An 18,719-nucleotide genomic window follows, 5' to 3' on the forward strand; every position below is an offset into this window, starting at 1 on the left:
TGGCGAAGGGGGATGTGTATCTAGCGTCTCAAAAATAAAGCCTATAACTTGTACGCAGCCAAAATCTGCTAAAAAACCATTCAGTATATTTAAGTAAATATTGATACCTTAAGACCAATGATGCTTAGTTCGTTCTCAAGGGTTTCTTTAGAATGAGATATTATACTTACAAGTACAACTATATTATTCAGGAAAATATCAGGGAATTTACAAAAACTTTTTCAAGTCTTCACATTTATCCGTAAGTAGTTTACGTTATTTTTACAGTCATTTCTAGAGTTTCCACTAGAATTGTGACATGGAAAACTAACCTCACACCTTACTCAGACAATTGGGGGCTAGTGTATCTATCGAAAGTTAGCGATAACCCTGAGAAATATGAGGTGATACATGAAAGCAGTGATACTAGCTGGAGGACTTGGTACTCGTTTAAGTGAAGAAACCACTATTAAACCAAAACCTATGGTTGAAATTGGTGGTAGACCCATACTGTGGCACATTATGAAGACATACTCTGCCTATGGGATTAATGACTTCATTATCTGCTGCGGTTATAAAGGTTACATAATCAAGGAGTATTTTGCCAACTACTTCTTGCATATGTCCGATGTCACTTTTGATATGCGGTTTAACCAAATGAATGTTCATAGCGGATATGCTGAACCTTGGCGAGTCACATTGGTAGATACGGGTGAAAACTCCATGACTGGTGGACGGCTAAAGCGAGTAAGAGAGCATATTGGCAATGAAACTTTCTGCTTCACCTATGGAGATGGTGTCAGCAGTGTAAATATTAAAGAATTAATTGAGTTTCACAAAGAACAAAAGACTTTAGGAACATTGACTGCGACCCGTCCGGCTGGACGCTTTGGAGCGCTTTCTCTGGGAGAAGAACAAGATAAAATCATCAGCTTCAGAGAAAAGCAAGATGGAGAGGGAGCCTGGATAAATGGTGGTTATTTTGTTCTGGAGCCAGAAGTAATTGACTACATTGCAGGCGACTCCACAGTTTGGGAAAAAGAGCCATTAGAAAAACTAGCTGACTCTGGACAACTTGCTGCTTACAAACATCCTGGTTTTTGGCAGCCGATGGATACTTTACGCGATAAAACCTATCTTGAAGAACTTTGGAAAAGTGATAAAGCACCTTGGAAGGTGTGGCAGTAAAATAGTTAGGAGTTAGGAGTTGGAAGTTAAGAGCGGTCAAGGTATTTATGACTCATACCTGAAACTTTATAACTTCTTAAATAGTTCTCAATCATCTTAGTTTCAGGTGCAAAAATACCATGTATGACTTTGCAATCATCGGGGGGGGAATTGTTGGTCTTTCGACTGGCATGGCATTGGGCAAACGCTATCCGAACGCCCGCATTGTAGTGCTAGAAAAAGAAAGCAAATGGGCATATCACCAGACTGGCAATAACAGCGGTGTTATTCACTCTGGTATTTACTACAAGCCAGGGAGTTTCAAAGCTAAGTTTTGCCGAGACGGTTGTCGCTCAATGGTGGAATTCTGCCAAGAGTATGACATTGCTCATGAAATTTGCGGCAAGGTAATTGTTGCGACAGAAGAAAAAGAACTGCCGCGACTAGAAAATCTTTACAAACGCGGCTTAGAAAACGGACTGAAAGTTACTAAGATTAGCGCTTCAGAAGTCAAAGAAATTGAACCTCATGTCAACTGCGTGGCGGGAATTCGAGTTTATACAACTGGAATTGCCGACTATAAGCAGGTGGCTCGGAAATATGCTGAGTTGATCGAGTTGCAGGGTGGAGAGCTTCGTCTAAATACCAAAGTTGAAAAAATTATTGGAAAAGGCGATACTCAGGTAATTGAAACCAACAATGGTATCTATGAGACGCGCTGCACGATAAACTGTGCCGGACTGCATAGCGATCGCATTGCCAAACTTTCCCAAGTCGATCCCCAAGCCAAAATAGTCCCCTTCCGAGGGGAATACTACGAACTGGTTCCAGAAAAACGCTATCTCGTCAAAACCTTAATTTATCCAGTTCCCAACCCAGACTTTCCGTTCCTGGGCGTCCACTTCACAAAAATGATTGATGGCAGCGTCCACGCAGGGCCAAATGCGGTCTTGAGCCTCAAACGCGAAGGCTACAAAAAAACCGACTTTGACCTACGAGACTTTGCTGAAGTCATGACCTACCCTGGCTTCTGGAAACTAGCAGCCAAACACGCCGACGAAGGCATCCAAGAAATAATTCGCTCTTTCAGCAAAGCCGCCTTTGTCCGCAGTTTGCAAAAGCTTATTCCTGAAGTCCAAGCGGCCGATCTCGTTCCCACCCACGCCGGAGTTCGCGCCCAAGCTTTAATGAACGATGGCAAGCTAGTAGACGACTTTTTGATAGTCAAAGGTAATAACTCCGTCCACGTTTGCAACGCTCCTTCCCCAGCTGCGACTTCTTCAATTGAAATCGGCAAAGCAATTGTCGAACAACTTCCCCAACCGCAGCATCTACAATCAGCAATCAGCGTATAGGATTAGCAGCAATGAAAATATTTGTCACTGGAACCGAAGGCTATCTTGGCTCATTATTAGCCCCCCTCTTGATGCAACGCGGACATGAAGTTATCGGCTTAGATACAGGCTTCTACAAAGTAGGCTGGCTCTATAACGCCACCGACCTAACTGCCAAAACTCTGAACAAAGATTTGCGGCAGATTACCGAAGAAGATTTACAGGGTGTAGAGGCAATTGTTCACATGGCTGAACTCTCTAACGACCCTGCTGGACAACTGTCACCTAACATCACCTACGACATTAACCACAAAGGTTCAGTTCGCCTTGCTAATTTAGCTAAATCAGCAGGCGTGCGTCGCTTCGTTTATATGTCATCTTGCAGTGTTTATGGCGTTGCTACTGAAGGCGATGTCACCGAAGAATCTCCCGTCAATCCTCAAACAGCCTATGCAGAATGTAAAACATTCGTAGAACGGGATGTCCAACCCCTAGCTGATGACGATTTTTCCCCCACCTTTATGCGGAATGCCACCGCTTTTGGTGCCTCTCCCAGAATGCGTTTTGATATTGTTTTAAATAACCTGGCAGGACTGGCTTGGACAACTAAAGAAATCAAGATGACCAGCGACGGGACACCTTGGCGGCCCTTGGTTCACGCTCTTGACATCTGCAAGGCAATTGTTTGCACCCTAGAATCTCCGCGAGACATTGTTCACAACCAAATCTTCAACGTAGGGGACACTGCTCAAAATTATCGAGTGAAACAAATTGCAGAAATTATCGCTGATGTCTTTGAAGGATGCAAATTAAGTTTTGGAGAAAGCGGTTCAGATAATCGCAGTTATCGCGTTTCTTTTGAGAAAATTAATACTACCCTACCCGGCTTCAAATGTGAATGGAATGCCGAACTGGGAGCCAAGCAGTTATACGATTTGTTTAAGCAAATTGATATGACAGAAGACATTTTCTTATTTAGAGGCTTCACTCGGTTAAAACAGCTCGAATATCTGATTCGCACTCAGCAAATAGATAGAGACTTTTTCTGGAAAAAGTAAGCAAGGCTTTTTTCACTAAAATTATGCCAAATTTTTGTTGGCATCTACCACTTAGCATTTCAAGGGTTGAATTGCAAGTTCAAAACAAAATGGGGTTTAAGTTTTAGGCAAAGGAAAAAATTATAACTATCTTTTGTCTAAAATCTATCCTTAACCCTAGTTAAGCGATGCTCTATCGTCCGTAAACACTTGATTTAGTTGGATTGTATACGATGAAATTTACAGAAACCAAGCTCAAAGGTGCATTCATTATTGACTTAGAGCAACGCCCAGATGATCGAGGCTTTTTCGCTCGTACTTTCTGCATGGAAGAATTTCAAGAGCACGGGTTAAAGCCAACTGTTGCTCAATGCAACTTGTCTTTTAATCACAAGAAAGGAACGCTGCGGGGTATGCACTATCAAATCGCTCCGGCGACTGAAACTAAATTGATTCGCTGTACTCAGGGAGCAATTTATGATGTGATAGTGGATATGCGTCCTAATTCCGCTACATATCTTTTACATATTGGCGTAGAATTAACTGCTGAAAATCGTCGGGCTTTGTACGTACCAGAAATGTTTGCTCACGGCTACCAAACGCTCACGGATGCAGCTGAAGTGACGTATCAAGTGGGTGAGTTTTATACTCCAGGTTATGAGCGAGGACTGCACTATGACGATCCTGTTTTGGGAATTGAATGGCCTTTACCTGTTAGCGAAATTTCTGTTAAAGATGCAGCTTGGCCCTTACTACAATCAATTCCTCTAGGAGTTTAGTGGTGATTGGCGAGGAGCGATCGCAAGGTGAGTTCTACTAGGTTGCATAGGGTCTTATGCCTTTGCTGTAACCAAAGTCAGAAATCGTATCAAAAGGTTAACTGTCGTTTCGCTCAAGCCAGATAAACCGTCTAGGGGTAACGTCCTTCTTTCTTACATTCTTGAACCTTTCCGCGACTTAAAACCTGGTCAGCCTGTCCCAACACACATTAATTATTTGGGTTATATGCAGATAGCGAGAACTTTTTTATAACTCGTCTATTGCGTGGATGTAATCAGCTTTTTCAATGATGTCTTTGTTCCGAAAAAAGACTATGACATTTGGAGAGGCTGACACTATTTCTCAATAAAAATTGTCTATAAATTAGGCTTATATGACATATTTTCTCAGAATTAAGTAAGAAAGATAGTTAGCTTATAATTAACTTGCCAAATATTATTTAATCGGAGTTTATGAGTTAAAATTACCAAAGGCTGAATATTGAATGGCTGCTAATTGTAAACAAAATTCTAGACAAAAATGCAGCTTGAAACAAATGAGAAGCAACAAAAATAGGAGTTAGGAATGATTATTGTCGATAAGGCATTGCAAGCACGCGCCGAAGCTGGAAATCCGATAAAAGTAGGCATGATTGGTGCCGGCTTTATGGGCCGAGGAATTGCTAATCAAATTATTAATTCTGTGCCGGGGATGGAGTTAGTAGCAATCTCTAACCGTAGCTTGGATAACGCTAAGCGGGCATATAATGAGGCGGGAATTGGAGATTTGCAAGTTGTCAAGAGTGTATCTGAATTGGAGGATGCGATCGCTCGCGGCAAATATGCAATCACCGATGATGCCATGTTGCTGTGCAAAGCCGAAGGCATTGACGCGCTAGTGGAAGTTACAGGCGCAATCGAATTTGGCGCTCATGTGGCAATGGAAGCGATCGCTAACCGCAAGCATATCATCCTCATGGATGCCGAACTCGACGGCACAATTGGCCCCATTTTAAAAGTGTATGCAGACAAGGCTGGTGTGATCATCACCGCTAGCGATGGCGACCAACCAGGCGTGCAAATGAACCTGTATCGGTTCGTTAAAAGTATCGGCTTAACCCCGCTGCTGTGCGGCAATATTAAAGGCTTACAAGATCCTTACCGCAACCCAATTACCCAAGAATCTTTCGCCAAGCAGTGGGGACAAAAACCCCACATGGTGACAAGCTTTGCCGATGGTACCAAGATATCCTTCGAGCAAGCGATCGTTGCCAATGGGACAGGCATGAAAGTCATTAAGCGCGGTATGTTGGGATACGACTACAGGGGTCATATTGATGAACTGACCACTAAGTACGACATTGACCAGCTTAAAGAATTGGGTGGTATTGTTGATTACGTCGTCGGTGCCAAACCAGGGCCGGGTGTATTTGTGTTTGGAACTCACGACGACCCCAAGCAACGCCACTACCTGAATTTGTATAAATTAGGTGAAGGCCCCCTTTACAGCTTCTACACTCCCTATCATTTGTGTCACTTTGAAGTACCTTTATCGGTGGCGCGGGTTGTCCTGTTCAATGATGCGGTATTGGTTCCCTTGGGTGGCCCTTTAGTCGATGTGGTAGCTACTGCGAAAATCGACCTCAAAGCTGGGGAAACTATTGATGGCATTGGCTACTTTATGACCTACGGACAATGCGAAAATTCTGATGTCACCCAGGCGGAAAACTTGTTACCAATTGGTTTAGCTGAAGGGTGTCGCCTGAAGCGGGATATTCCCAAGGATCAAGTCCTCACCTACGATGATGTGGAATTGCCTGAAGGCAGACTTTGCGACAAGTTGCGGGCTGAGCAAAATGCTTACTTTGCCCCAGCAAAAGTTCCGGCTACAGTTGGGTAGTTTTTTAGTTTCAATCACCACCAGTTAGAGCTAAAAAGGCCAAAGTGAACGTAGGAAATGGGAGCCACGGTTGTGCGCGGGTTAAGAGCGCACGAGAGGGCGTGGCTCTTGAGGCAACAAAACCCAATTATTCTTTTGGATTTGTTGGGTTTCGCGTTCTCTCAAGGCAACCTACAGCTAACTTAGATTACTGCTGGAGAGTTCAACTTGCGGGGATTGCTCGCATATCTCGAATTTCCGGGGAGAATCATGTCTTGTTGTATAAAAAGTACCGACCTTTGGGTATGCCTGAACTTTCATGGAAGAGCGGTGTGAAAGAATGGTTAGTTTTGTTTAAGCACTTTCCGCAAGTCCGTTTGAAGGATGGTCGAGCAAGATGGGTACGTCACTTTAATTGGCGGCTGGGGCGGTTAAAGGGTTGTATGAAGCATCGGGTTTTGGCTCTCTGAATGACCAAAATTAAGACAACATTTACCTTAGTGTTGATGTCTAATTGTTATTGTTTAATTTACTAAGTTTTTGCGTTTTGTGGCTGAGGTAGGAAACGTGAAAACAAAACAATCCCCTCTCAAAAATACATCGAGAGAGTAAAATGCAAAAGCGCTTGTACAATCTCAGTAGAAATCGGGTTTTTTACATATCAGGGTTAATATCGTTATCTGTTCTTTTAGCTTTTCCCGTTCAGGAATATGCGAAGAAGTTCTTCCGGAAGGAAGTTATTTTACCGAATTCTCAAATCAAACCCCAGACTATTCAATTAGATTTGCCCGCAGAAGATAAGCGCATTGGTGGTTTGATTGCGGCGGATGTTAATAATGACACAAAGAAAGATTTTATTATTACTAAGCCGGGTTACATGGCGGTTTATAGTAATTCTGGAGAAAAGCTCTGGACTAAGCAAATTGATATCCAAGTCAGCGGACAAGCAGAAAAGCAAGGACTACCAGGCTGGCATGGATCGGGGGTACAAGCAGCTGATGTAGATGGCGATCGCTTGACGGAAGTTTTATTCTTAACCAGGGACAAAAATCTTCATATTGTTCAAGGTGCAGATGGGAAGACCAAGCAGAGTATCAAACTAGAACCGCAAAAGGGCGCAAGCAGTTGGGAGCATTTAGTCGTTGCGAATTTTCGTGGTAAAGGCAATCGCGATTTACTTCTTCAAGCTACCAATGCTAAAGGTTATCGCAAGGGACGTTATCTAGCAGCTTATGCCATAGATGACTTGCTCAAACAAGAAAATCCTAAACCTCTATGGACGCAAGATAAGTTTTTAGGTGGTGTACACGCTGGTGCAAGGGTTGCAGATTTAGATGGAGACGGTAAGCACGAAGTTTTAGGCGGAACAATCGTAGGAAGTGATGGAAAAATTCTCTTTCAAGTTCCTATGGAAAATACCACCAAACAACATCCTCACATTGATGCGATTTTTGTCGCTGATGTGCGTCCAGACATTCCAGGGTTGGAGGTGGTAGCGTTGGAAGAGGGAGGAAGCGATCGCCTGAAAGAGGGAGGTAGAGGTATTCGCAAGCGCTTTGCCGAGATGTACAACAACATCGCAGGCGGCGGTAATCGCATTTTCCTCTATAACAAAGAGCGCTTAATTTGGGAAACCCATTTTAAACACCAGGAACCTCAAAATGCTGCTGTTGGTGACTTTGACCTTCAGCGACCAGGTTTAGAAATTTGGTGTCGCAGCCGTTACAATACTAACCAGAAACCTTTTGTGTTTGACGCCCAAGGTAAACTGATTGCTGATTATCAAATCGAAGATGTCGCTCCCAAAGGTTGGTCAGATAAAGGCGTAGAGGTGATTTTCACCGTTGACTGGACAGGTGATTCTCGCCAGCTAGCTGCCGCCAAGGAGCGTCACGAGGCTGGGGATGTCGCGATTTTTGACCCGCTCAACGGGCAATTTCTCCATCGCTTCAATGAGAAGTCGGATCGGCTTTATGTAGCCGACGTGTCTGGAGATTGGCGTGAAGAATTAATTGTCATGAACGGTAATCAGCTTCGCATCTACCAAAACCAGGAGCCGAACCCCAACCCCAACCGTCCGCGACTATGGACGCAAGACCACTACCGTCTTAGCAAGATGACTTGGAACTATTACAATCCTTAAGTTTTCTTGTCCAGGCTACAGCTGGGAAAGCCTCTTCAAGGGCTTTCCCAGCTGTAGCTTGTGAATGAGAGAATCAACCAAAACGTCCGCTGACGTATTCTTGAGTGGATTTCTCCTGCGGACTTTGGAAAATAACTTCGGTACGGTCGTACTCCACCAAGTAACCCATTCTGCCGCCCTTTTCCGTCGCTTCCACATTGAAAAATGCCGTCATATCAGCTATACGCGAGGCTTGCTGCATATTGTGGGTGACGATGACGATGGTGTAATCTTCCTTGAGTTGCTGGATCAGTTCTTCAACTCGCAGCGTTGAAATGGGGTCAAGTGCAGAGGCGGGTTCATCCATAAGAATGACATCTGGCTGAACTGCGATCGCTCTAGCAATACACAACCTTTGCTGTTGTCCGCCTGATATAGAAAGACCACTTTGCTTAAGTTTGTCTTTGACTTCATCCCAGAGTGCGGCTTGTCTGAGACTTCTTTCTACCAACTCATCCATATCACCCCGATAGCCGTTCAGCCGCGCCCCAAAAGCGATATTGTCATAAATCGACTTGGGGAAGGGGTTTGGTCTTTGGAACACCATGCCAATCCGCCGCCGTACCTCTACTGGGTCAATATCCGGAGCGTAGAGGTCTTGATTGTTGTAATAAACTTTGCCTTCGGCTCGAAAAATTTTAATTAAATCGTTGAGGCGATTGTAGCACCGGAGCAATGTACTTTTGCCACAACCTGAAGGCCCAATAAATGCTGTAACTCGGTTTTTGGGAATATCTAGGCTGATTTCCTTCAGAGCTAGGAAATTCCCGTAGTAGACATTCAGTTTTTCCGTCTTTAAAACGGTATCTGTTTGATTTTTTGTTTGGGGATTAGACAACATAAAAACTCTTAGGTTTTGGGTTTAACAGAAGCGCAAAAACTTATGGTTTATGGCAATAAAAAAATTTCACTCAACATCGCCCAGCATACTGTTAAACCTGGCATTGTATCCATTGTTATCTTTTTTGTTAAATTTAACAGTATCATAGCGACACATTTCCCAAGACTCGTCGATCAATAGACGCGGCGAGCCGTTGCCAGACGGGAGATAATGCTGGTAAGCAGAACCATCATCACCAGGATGAAAGAAGCCGCCCATGCGAATTCTTGCTGATTTTTAAAGGGAGTCGTAGCGAAGTTGTAAACTAAAACTGCCAGCGAGGCTGTAGGCTCAAGTAAGCGATTATTCCAGTTAGGCCAAAACTGGGTAAATAAAGCGGTAAATAACAGCGGTGCAGTTTCCCCAGCAGCACGCGCGATCGCTAGAGTAGTTCCGGTGACAATTGCAGGTAAAGCAGCTGGCAACACCACTCGCGAAACCGCTTGAAAATTACTTGCTCCTAATCCTACCGCCGCTTGTCTAACTTCTTGCGGCACCAGTCTTAGCGCTTCTTCTGTTGCCCGCACTACAATGGGCAACATCAAAATTGATAAAGCAAATCCTCCCGCCCATGCAGAGTATGTTTTCGTTGTCAAGACGACAGTAGCATAAGCAAAAACGCCGACAATAATTGAGGGAACACCGCTGAGGACGTTGGTAGCAAAACGAATCCAATAGGATATTTTGCCACCGCTAAATTCTGACAAATAAATTGCCGCCATCACGCCAAATGGAATGCTAATTAATGCACCAATTCCCACCATAAGTAAGGTTCCCAGGATGGCATTACCAAAGCCGCCGCCCTCTACTAATGGAGGTGGCGGTAGTTCTGTAAACGCATTGGTATTAAGTTGGCTAATACCTTGAACGATTACATAACCAAGGACAGCCACTAAAGGCACAATGGCAAGCACTGCACAAAAGAACGTTAACCCCGTCATCACGATTCCGAACAGCGTCCGGGGTGAGGTGGGCGATCGCTTCAATGTTCTGCTAGGAAATCCGGAAACAGGTTTATCCTCTAATTTAGACATCGTGGGGATTGGGGATTGGGGATTGGGGACTTTTAAGATTTCTAAAATAAATTCGGAGGTTTCAGACCTATGAGGGTACTGGTAAAATCATGAAATCATTAAATTCGCTGCACCCGACTCACCAGTAACTGAGCCAAAACATTTACTAAAAGGGTCAGTATAAACAGCAGTAAAGCTGCATACATTAGAGCTGAAACTTGTAGACCGCTTGCCTCAGCAAATTGGTTAGCTAATAGGGAAGCAATCGTATTAGAAGGAGCTAAAACTGAAGGACTGATATTATTAGAATTTCCAATCAACATGGTGACAGCCATCGTTTCTCCCAAAGCTCTACCTAGTGCCAGCATGACTGCACCCACAATTCCAGAAACGGCTGATGGTAGTAGCACCTTGAGAATTGTTTCCCAGCGCGTCGCTCCTAGTCCCACTGCCGCCTGACGCAAATCGCTGTGTAAAGATATCAAGGCATCGCGCGAAAGAGCCGCTATCGTTGGTAAAACCATGATTGATAAGACGATTGATGCTGGTAGTAGTCCTGGGCCGCGCAGCGGCGTACTAAAAATTGGCAGCCAACCCAAGTTAGCATTGAGCGCTTCTCCCAGTGGTTTCAACAGCGGAATCAAAACGAAAATTCCCCATAGACCGTACACTACACTGGGAATCGCCGCTAGCAGTTCAACCAAGAAAACTAATATCATCTGAATCCGTGGCGGTAAATAATCTTCGCTTAAAAAGATCGCCACGCCAAGACCTACCGGTACAGCAATGAGCAGCGCAATCAGAGAGCTAAATACTGTCCCGACAAGTTGCGGAAGCGCTCCGTACTGATTGCGAACAGGGTCCCAAGTGGTAGAGAATATAAAGCCTAGCCCGTATTGTCTTATCGCAGGAAATGCCTGAATTGCAACTTGGATTGTGATCCAAATTAAGGTGGCAGCAACTGCGAAGGCAAAAATTCGAGTCAGCCAAATAAACCCCAGATCCAGTTTTCGCTCTGCGTCAGAGCGCGGTTTAACGATTACCTGCGGATTGTCTGTCACAGAAGCCACGATATTGTTTTCCTCTGGTAACTGTAGTAAATGTAATATTTAACGGCCGGATTTTATTCAGCCATCTTGCTGAACAATTTAGCTCAACTTCTGCTTTGGCACGGGGATTTTCCTTGTAGCCTATCGCTTAATTGTAAAGATTAGGTTAAGATAGCTTGCTTGTTTTCTGCAACTAGAGTGATAAAATGCCAAAGTTTCAGTAGATGCGATCAAAAGGGGCAGAACGTGGTTCAAGCACCAGTGTCGAACGCGGATATTCAGAGCCAGGAACAGGAGTCACTGCGGCAATGGCTGCACAACCTGAGTGTTGCGATTATTGAGGGAAAGAGAATTGGGAAAGAGGAAGCGATCGCACTCACCCAAATTGAAGGTCAAGAAAATATTTTGCTACTCTGCGAAGCCGCAGATAAAGTACGTCAAGCTTGTTGCGGCAACACAGTAGATTTGTGCAGTATTGTCAATATAAAATCTGGCAGTTGTTCGGAAAATTGCGGTTTCTGCGCCCAGTCTGCTCATCACCCAGGTAAAGATTCACCTATTTATGGTCTGAAATCTACAGAGGAGATTCTGGCTCAAGCTAAGTCAGCCGAAGCAGCAGGAGCAAAGCGATTTTGCTTAGTTTCCCAAGGACGAGGTATAAAATACAACAGTCCGAAATCGGCGGAATTTGAAGAAATTTTGGAAACGGTACGCCGAATTATTGCCGAAACCAATATAAAACCGTGCTGTGCTTTGGGCGAAGTGACACCAGAACAAGCCCAAGAGTTAAAAGAGGCAGGTGTAACACGATACAACCATAACTTAGAAGCATCGGAGAAATTTTTCCCAGAGATAGTGACGACGCACACATGGCGCGATCGCGTTGAAACTATTAAAAATATCAAAGCCGCCGGGATTCAAGCCTGCACAGGCGGGATAATGGGATTAGGCGAATCTTGGGAAGACAGAGTAGATTTGGCTTTGGCTTTGAGGGAATTAGAAGTTGAATCCGTGCCATTGAACTTGCTCACTCCAAGACCAGGAACACCCTTAGATGATCGCCCGAAACTAGATGTGTATGAAGCATTGAAAGCGATCGCTATCTTCCGCCTCATCTTGCCCCAGCAAATTCTGCGCTACGCTGGAGGGCGCGAAGCCGTAATGGGAGAACTCCAAGCCTTGGGCTTCCAAGCTGGAATGAACGCCATGCTGATTGGACACTACCTCACCACCCTCGGACAACCGCCAGAGCAAGACCATGCTATGCTCGAATCTTTGGGACTAGCTGGCGGCGAAGCGCCCATCCCCGGCGAATATAGCACTCAGTGCTGAGTATCTGAGTGCAGAAGAAGAGAAAGTATCTTCTAACTAAGTCCTCAATTTCTTGCTTCAAAATCACGCGATATTTTGGGAAGAATCAATCTCCCCAAAAATCGCTTCAAAATCCAAAATCGTTGCGTGTTTGCACCCACTGAACTACTTTGGGCCTTAATTGGCTTACTTCTAACAATTGGTGGCACCTTTCTGGAAGCGTATATCACCAACGTTCCCTGGAATTGGACTCAGCAAGGAGTTCAAGCTCACTCGCTGGGCATAACCTATCAGATTGGTGCAGTTCTGTTGGTAGGCTGTATGGGGGGTAAGAATGCTGGTGCTATTTCCCAAATTGCCTACCTAGCCTTGGGTTTAACCCCCTGGTTTCCCATCTTTTCCCAAGGCGGCGGTATCGACTACCTGACACAGCCTACTTTTGGCTACTTACTAGGCTTTATTCCTGGTGCTTGGGTTTGTGGCTTGTTAGCTTTTAAAGCACCGCAACGACTGGAGTCTTTGGCATTTAGCTGTATATGCGGCTTACTGGTTATCCATATCACAGGTTTGACCTACCTTATTCTCACCAATTCGTTGAGCTTGGGTGCAGGATCGCTCCCCTTATGGAAAGAAGCTTTGATGTACTCTGTCTATCCCGTACCAGCACAAATGGTGATCGTCTGTGCAGTTACAGTCTTGGCTTTTTTCTTACGTCAGCTGATGCTTTATTAAAAAAGCTGTTAATTTGTTGTCAGTTGTCAGTTGCTAATGGTTAAACAATTAGCCAGTCTGACGTTAGCCATTAACACTAAAATTGCCATGCCTTTTAAAAATTACCTGTTTTGGCTTGCTGGACTCGTCAGTCTGATTCTGGATCGGTTGACTAAGTATTGGGTAGTGCAAAATTTTGAGTATAGGGAAACCTGGGCTTTGTTGCCTAATGTGTTCCACTTCACCTATGTTACGAACACTGGGGCAGCTTTTAGCTTGTTTCAGGGGGGAGTTTGGTTGCGCTGGCTGTCTTTGGCGGTGAGTTTAGGCTTGATGGCGTTCGCTTTATTTGGCCCAAATCGCGACACTTTAGAACAATTCGGCTATGGTTTTATCTTGGGAGGAGCGTTGGGTAATGGGATTGACCGATTTGTATCTGGTAGTGTAGTAGATTTTCTGGATTTCCGGTTGATTCACTTCCCAGTATTTAATCTGGCAGATGTATTTATTAATATAGGCATTGCATGTTTGTTAATTGCCAGTTTCCGCCCAGAATCTGATTCTGGCAGAAGTCGTTAAACTCATATTTTGCACCTTGTCCCGACGACTAGAAGTGGCGGCTACAAAAACAAAGTTCGCCTACCTTGGCTCAGCCAAAATCAAGAGTTTTTAGGCTGAGTTTGTGGAGCATCAAAGCTTCTAGTTTGTGGAGGACGAGGTATTTCTTTCTTTTGCATGAGAGCCTTTGGTCTTTTTAAAACGCTACCTTGAGCTTGCGAGTAGAATGTTCAATAAAAGCCTCTCGCTGACAATTGCTTGACTGACATGACCTCACCCCAACAGCCGCCTAAAACCATTCTGGGACAAGTAACCCAGGCTATACAGACAATTCAAGCCAAAGTTAATTTTAATGCGCTGGCGCTGAAGCCGAATGCCAAAGTGCCGGAACTTTGGGTACAGGATGCAGGTGCTGCGAAGGCAGAAATTTATCCAATGTTGGGCGATCGCTATCTTCTAGGACGCAGTTCTAAATCTTGCGATATTGTCATCCGCAACCCAGTCGTCAGTCAAGTTCATTTGTCTGTCTCCAGAGATCCCAAGCACCAGAAATCCTTCATCATCAAAGATGAAAACTCCACCAATGGCATCTATCGGGGTAGGCGGCGACTCCAATCTCTAGAACTCCGTCACGGCGATATCCTCACCCTTGGCCCCCCAGAATTGGCTGATGCAGTTAGGCTTCAGTATCACAATCCCCCGCCTTTGTACGTTCTGGCATTTCGCTACAGCCTTTACGGTGCAGGGGCGCTGGTCAGTTTAATCGCCTTTTTGATACTTTATGAGTGGCGAAATATCCCAGTTCGACCGTTACCAGTAGCCGTTCAGGGGCCAGTAATAGTTAATTCTGATGAGGGGACACCGTTACAGCGTCCTCGAACTGAGGCTCACAGGGAGCTGCGACGATTATCTGACTTTTCCAAATATTTGCCCGCCGCGGTGCTCGCATCGGAAGACAGCCGCTATCATTGGCACTTTGGGGTCGATCCGATTGGGACGTTGCGGGCTGTGGTGACGAATGTTAAAGGAGGCGGAATTAAGCAAGGGGGAAGTACGCTGACGCAGCAGTTGGCGCGGAGTTTGTATCGCGACTATGTGGGAACTGAAGACAGCGCGGGGCGGAAAATCCGGGAAGCGATAGTCGCCTTAAAGTTAGAAACTTTCTACAGTAAGGACGAAATCTTACGGAATTACATGAACCGCATCTATCTGGGGGTAGGTGCTTCAGGTTTTGAAGATGCGGCGCAGTTCTATTTTGAAAAATCTGCTAGAGACTTAGATATTTCCGAAGCGGCGACGCTGGTGGCGATTTTGCCAGCACCAAATAGTTACAATCCGATTCGGGATTATAAGACGGCGGTGGGACTGCGCGATCGCATTATTACCCGCATGGTTTCCCAAGGTCGAATTAGTGCAGAGGAAGGACAACGGGCAAGGCGATCGCGTATTGAAGTTAGTCCGAAAGCTAGAGAAGCTTTGGCGAACATCAAGGCACCTTATTTCTACAGCTACGTTTTTACTGAACTCCGCACTTTGTTGGGCGAACAGTTGGCCAAGGAAGGCAACTTTATTGTCGAAACTAATCTGGATCTGGAAACTCAGCAGAAGGCAGAAACCTCTCTCCGCAATTCAGTTAACACCAGCGGTTCCAGCTACGGCTTCTCTCAAGGGGCAATTGTCACCCTCGACTCCAGCACCGGAGCAATTCGCGCTTTGGTCGGTGGCACAGATTACGAAAAAAGTCAATTCAATCGCGCTACTCAGGCAAAGCGCCAACCTGGTTCAACTTTCAAAATTTTTGCCTACGCCTCAGCGCTGGAACAAGGTAACTCGCCGGGAAAATTTTATTCCTGCGCCCCGCTAGTCTGGCAGAATCAACGCTTTCGGGCGTGCGAAAGAGTTGGGGGTAGCGGGACGGATATGTATACGGGAATGGCCCAATCGGAGAATGTGGTCGCTCTACGAGTTGCCCAAGATGTCGGTTTAAATAGAGTGGTGGAGATGGCGCAACGTCTGGGCATCACCACACCCCTGAATCCCGTCCCTGGCTTGGTTCTCGGACAAAGCGAAACCACCCTCTTAGAAATGACGGGGGCTTTCGCCGCTATAGAAAATAACGGTGTCTGGAACCGCGCCCACGCGATTAAGCGCATTCTCGACAGCAGCGATTGTACCGATTTCAAAAATCCGCAAACCTGCCGAGTAATTTACTCGTTCGAGGAGGAAACCGGGGCAACTAAGCGAGTGCTACCGCAGGGAATTGCAGATACTATGAACGTTATGCTGCGGAGCGTGGTACGAAGCGGTACGGGACGCGCTGCGTCTATCGGACTGGGAGATGAAGCGGGGAAGACGGGGACAACTAACAGCGGCGTTGATTTGTTGTTTATCGGCTACGTTCCCAGTCGCGATTTAGTCACGGGTGTCTGGCTGGGAAATGACGACAACTCACCAACGCGGGGAAGTAGCGGACAAGCTGCCCAAGCTTGGGCAAATTATATGCGGCAAGTTGTGCGTTAAATAAGCTGTGGCGATTGGCAGATACTGTTAGAAGGTTAAGGTCTAGATTTTAGATCAAAATTGCAGCGCGGTTATTAAATCTGACGCTGGTATTTTACTATTTTCCAGCAATTTTGTCATTGGATAATAACTCAATCACCCATCTCCCGAAGATGATCTGTGATCGCATATCTGAAAAAACGAGCGATCGCACTCTGAGATTGAGAAGAATGCGATCGCTTCAGTTACTCCCTTTCCTGTTAACCTTATTTTTCGCTACAACACCCTATTTAACAGCAGATGTTAAATAGGGTGTTGCTTGTCTCTCCACTTTGTTAACTTGTTAGCAAAGAAGGATTGCTTCAATATTCTTTTGTACCTGCTCAAGTTCCTGACGCTTTTGGGCGATAAAAGCTTTTTCAGCTTCGCATTGCTCCACTGTCTTTGCGTGTTCTCTTTCTTGACTTTCTAAACAAGCTTCGTAAGTTGAAATTGCTTGCCTAACAATTTTATCTACTAAACTAAGTCTGACTTGAAAAAATTGTTGTGAAATTACTAAATTTATCTGATAAATAATCTTGTCTACTATCTGTTTTTCGATTTTTATAAACTGCTTTTTACACTCCTCAAAAACTGCTTTTTTTATCTGATTGTAAATACCCTTCATACCAAATGCACCAGCACCAATGACTGCTGCTGCAACTCCTAAAGCTATAGCAGGTGTAAAAGACAATGCTACAATGTATCCTAGTAGACCTACTAAGCTTCCTAATACTGCACCAATTAAATAATCTAGAAAATCACCACCAAAGCCACCTGTGTAACTACTGGCAAAGCCCCCATATTCATCATTAAACTTTTTCTGAAACTTTTCCTCATCAATATCAAATTTATTGTATAAAGACTTAATTTCATAATTAACCTCCTTATCTAAAATTTCCAGGTTATGCTTAACAATATCCTTAATATTTTTATCTGCCCATTTATTTATCTCTTCCGAAAGTTCTCGGCTGAATTGATTAACGTAATCCGTTACTATACCCTTTTGATCCAAAATAAGATTTTTATCAGAATTCCATTGTTCAGATTTTTTCCGTAATACTTCCTCCCACGAACCTTCTTTCAGCCACTCCTTCCAAGCTTCATAGACTTCCTGCTTTACTTTATCCATCATTTTAGACATGAGTTTTTGAATTTGGAGACGGATTCTGATACCTTGTCCACTTACTTCACCGATTTGCTCTATAATTTTTTGTTTTTCTTCAGAAGCTTTTATCTTGCGATTCAAATTATTCTCTAATTCTTGAAGCATATTTGAACCGCTTGCAATTATTGCCTCAATTGTTGTTGCAGCTTGTTGAATTTCTAGAAAGCCACGCTCAGATGTAAGAAAATGTTCGATTGAGTCAGAAAAGTTTTTAAATGCCTTCAAATACTGCTTTTCAATTTTGCCAGGACTAGCCTTTAGGGCAGAGATAAAATGAATGCGATTCTCGCCCGTAATAATAGGAGTTTGACCATATATAAAATTTTCAACTTCCTTTTTTACATCCTGCTTATCCTCTTCAGAATCCAGATGATCCAGCTTATTGACTACTATAAATAGGTTGTTTGCGGGTTCATTTTTACCGCCACCAAGTTGGCTTCTCAAATCCTGAACTAGGGTACGTTCTTCTTTAGTTAGAATTTGTGAGGCATTAGTTATAAAAATTACAGCATCAGTATCTTTGAGTAATTTTTGAGTAATAGCAGCACGGTGAGGATGTTCATTTAAACCTGGAGAATCTACAAGCTCTACACCATTCTTACATAACTCTAAATTAGGATGTTCAAAAATAATCTCTTCGACCTCAGAACGCCCTAACTCTTCACTGCGATAATCACACGCCGCTTCTTTAGAAATAGTTACTAAGACTTTATACTGATCGTAAGAGATATTGTCTTGTCGCCCATTTGTATAATGGCATACAATCCGCTTCTGTAACCCATGTTTTAACACTGTAATTGTACGATTACAGGCAATCGCTCTTACGGGTTGTATCTCTTCACCTACAAGGGCATTGATTAATGTTGATTTTCCTCGGCTAAACTCTCCTACTACTGCTATACGAAATCTCTGAGATTGTAGTTTTTTAGATACCTGCCCTATTTTCGTTATCAAGTTAATAAATTGATAATTATGCTGATTATCTTCTTGAAATATGTTAAATAATTGATTGCAACTCTTATCTAGTTCTTTCCGATATTTTTGAAACTCTGCCAAGGATGAGACACGACGCTGCTGGTTGCCCTGTAAGTTAGTCATCAGTTAATGATTCCTGTTATCAGCATGAGTAATGCTAGGATAGCTGCAACTAATCTT

The 18,719-nt window shown here is 44.2% G+C and carries 15 protein-coding genes; 11 read left to right on the plus strand and 4 right to left on the minus strand.

Annotated elements, in window-relative coordinates:
• The first annotated feature begins 390 nt into the window (after window positions 1-390).
• The 7 genes from rfbF to H6F63_RS21555 all read left to right on the plus strand — a co-directional run bounded on the left by rfbF (window position 391) and on the right by H6F63_RS21555 (window position 8,297).
• Entirely contained in the window at window positions 391-1,167 is a 777-nt protein-coding gene (gene rfbF / locus H6F63_RS21525) for a glucose-1-phosphate cytidylyltransferase (RefSeq protein WP_190639490.1), read from the plus strand.
• A gap of 119 nt (window positions 1,168-1,286) precedes the next feature.
• Entirely contained in the window at window positions 1,287-2,501 is a 1,215-nt protein-coding gene (gene lhgO / locus H6F63_RS21530; RefSeq protein WP_190453162.1) for an L-2-hydroxyglutarate oxidase, read from the plus strand.
• A gap of 11 nt (window positions 2,502-2,512) precedes the next feature.
• Entirely contained in the window at window positions 2,513-3,538 is a 1,026-nt protein-coding gene (locus H6F63_RS21535; RefSeq protein ID WP_190419524.1) for an SDR family oxidoreductase, read from the plus strand.
• Between the two features lie 212 nt (window positions 3,539-3,750).
• Complete coding sequence (gene rfbC, locus H6F63_RS21540) at window positions 3,751-4,296, plus strand: dTDP-4-dehydrorhamnose 3,5-epimerase (RefSeq protein WP_190639491.1); 546 nt, start codon at window positions 3,751-3,753, stop codon at window positions 4,294-4,296.
• 565 nt (window positions 4,297-4,861) lie between these two features.
• A complete protein-coding gene (locus H6F63_RS21545) occupies window positions 4,862-6,175 on the plus strand; it encodes an SAF domain-containing protein (RefSeq protein ID WP_190639492.1) in 1,314 nt (437 codons plus the stop codon).
• Between the two features lie 44 nt (window positions 6,176-6,219).
• Window positions 6,220-6,624: a hypothetical protein gene (locus H6F63_RS21550; RefSeq protein ID WP_190639493.1), complete on the plus strand. Its 405-nt coding sequence runs from the start codon at window positions 6,220-6,222 to the stop codon at window positions 6,622-6,624.
• A gap of 143 nt (window positions 6,625-6,767) precedes the next feature.
• Window positions 6,768-8,297, plus strand: a complete 1,530-nt coding sequence (locus H6F63_RS21555; protein ID WP_190639494.1) for an FG-GAP-like repeat-containing protein — start codon at window positions 6,768-6,770, stop codon at window positions 8,295-8,297.
• Window positions 8,298-8,370: 73 nt separating this feature from the next.
• Here the strand turns inward: H6F63_RS21555 and pstB are convergent, their stop codons facing one another.
• The 3 genes from pstB to pstC all read right to left on the minus strand — a co-directional run bounded on the left by pstB (window position 8,371) and on the right by pstC (window position 11,299).
• Window positions 8,371-9,177: a phosphate ABC transporter ATP-binding protein PstB gene (gene pstB, locus H6F63_RS21560; RefSeq protein WP_190419539.1), complete on the minus strand. Its 807-nt coding sequence runs from the start codon at window positions 9,175-9,177 to the stop codon at window positions 8,371-8,373.
• Window positions 9,178-9,350: 173 nt separating this feature from the next.
• The gene (gene pstA / locus H6F63_RS21565) at window positions 9,351-10,250 is read right to left on the minus strand and encodes a phosphate ABC transporter permease PstA (RefSeq protein WP_190639495.1); all 900 of its coding nucleotides are present in this window, start codon (window positions 10,248-10,250) and stop codon (window positions 9,351-9,353) included.
• Window positions 10,251-10,348: 98 nt separating this feature from the next.
• A complete protein-coding gene (gene pstC, locus H6F63_RS21570) occupies window positions 10,349-11,299 on the minus strand; it encodes a phosphate ABC transporter permease subunit PstC (RefSeq protein WP_190639496.1) in 951 nt (316 codons plus the stop codon).
• Between the two features lie 225 nt (window positions 11,300-11,524).
• Between pstC and bioB the strand changes: the two genes are divergently transcribed.
• The 4 genes from bioB (at window position 11,525) to H6F63_RS21590 (ending at window position 16,378) form a co-directional block, all read left to right on the plus strand.
• Window positions 11,525-12,610: a biotin synthase BioB gene (gene bioB / locus H6F63_RS21575; RefSeq protein ID WP_190639497.1), complete on the plus strand. Its 1,086-nt coding sequence runs from the start codon at window positions 11,525-11,527 to the stop codon at window positions 12,608-12,610.
• A 126-nt stretch (window positions 12,611-12,736) separates the two neighbouring features.
• Window positions 12,737-13,321 carry a biotin transporter BioY gene (locus H6F63_RS21580; RefSeq protein ID WP_190639498.1) on the plus strand — a complete coding sequence of 195 codons (585 nt, stop codon included), beginning with the start codon at window positions 12,737-12,739 and terminating at the stop codon, window positions 13,319-13,321.
• Window positions 13,322-13,408: 87 nt separating this feature from the next.
• On the plus strand, window positions 13,409-13,879 hold the full coding sequence (gene lspA, locus H6F63_RS21585) for a signal peptidase II (RefSeq protein WP_190639631.1): 471 nt from the start codon (window positions 13,409-13,411) through the stop codon (window positions 13,877-13,879).
• Between the two features lie 246 nt (window positions 13,880-14,125).
• Entirely contained in the window at window positions 14,126-16,378 is a 2,253-nt protein-coding gene (locus H6F63_RS21590) for a transglycosylase domain-containing protein (RefSeq protein WP_190639499.1), read from the plus strand.
• 322 nt (window positions 16,379-16,700) lie between these two features.
• Here the strand turns inward: H6F63_RS21590 and H6F63_RS21595 are convergent, their stop codons facing one another.
• A complete protein-coding gene (locus H6F63_RS21595; RefSeq protein ID WP_190639500.1) occupies window positions 16,701-18,662 on the minus strand; it encodes a dynamin family protein in 1,962 nt (653 codons plus the stop codon).
• Window positions 18,663-18,719: the final 57 nt, after the last annotated feature.

The sequence above is a fragment of the Trichocoleus sp. FACHB-40 genome (genome assembly GCF_014695915.1).
Taxonomy (GTDB): Bacteria; Cyanobacteriota; Cyanobacteriia; order Cyanobacteriales; family FACHB-T130; genus Funiculus; species Funiculus sociatus.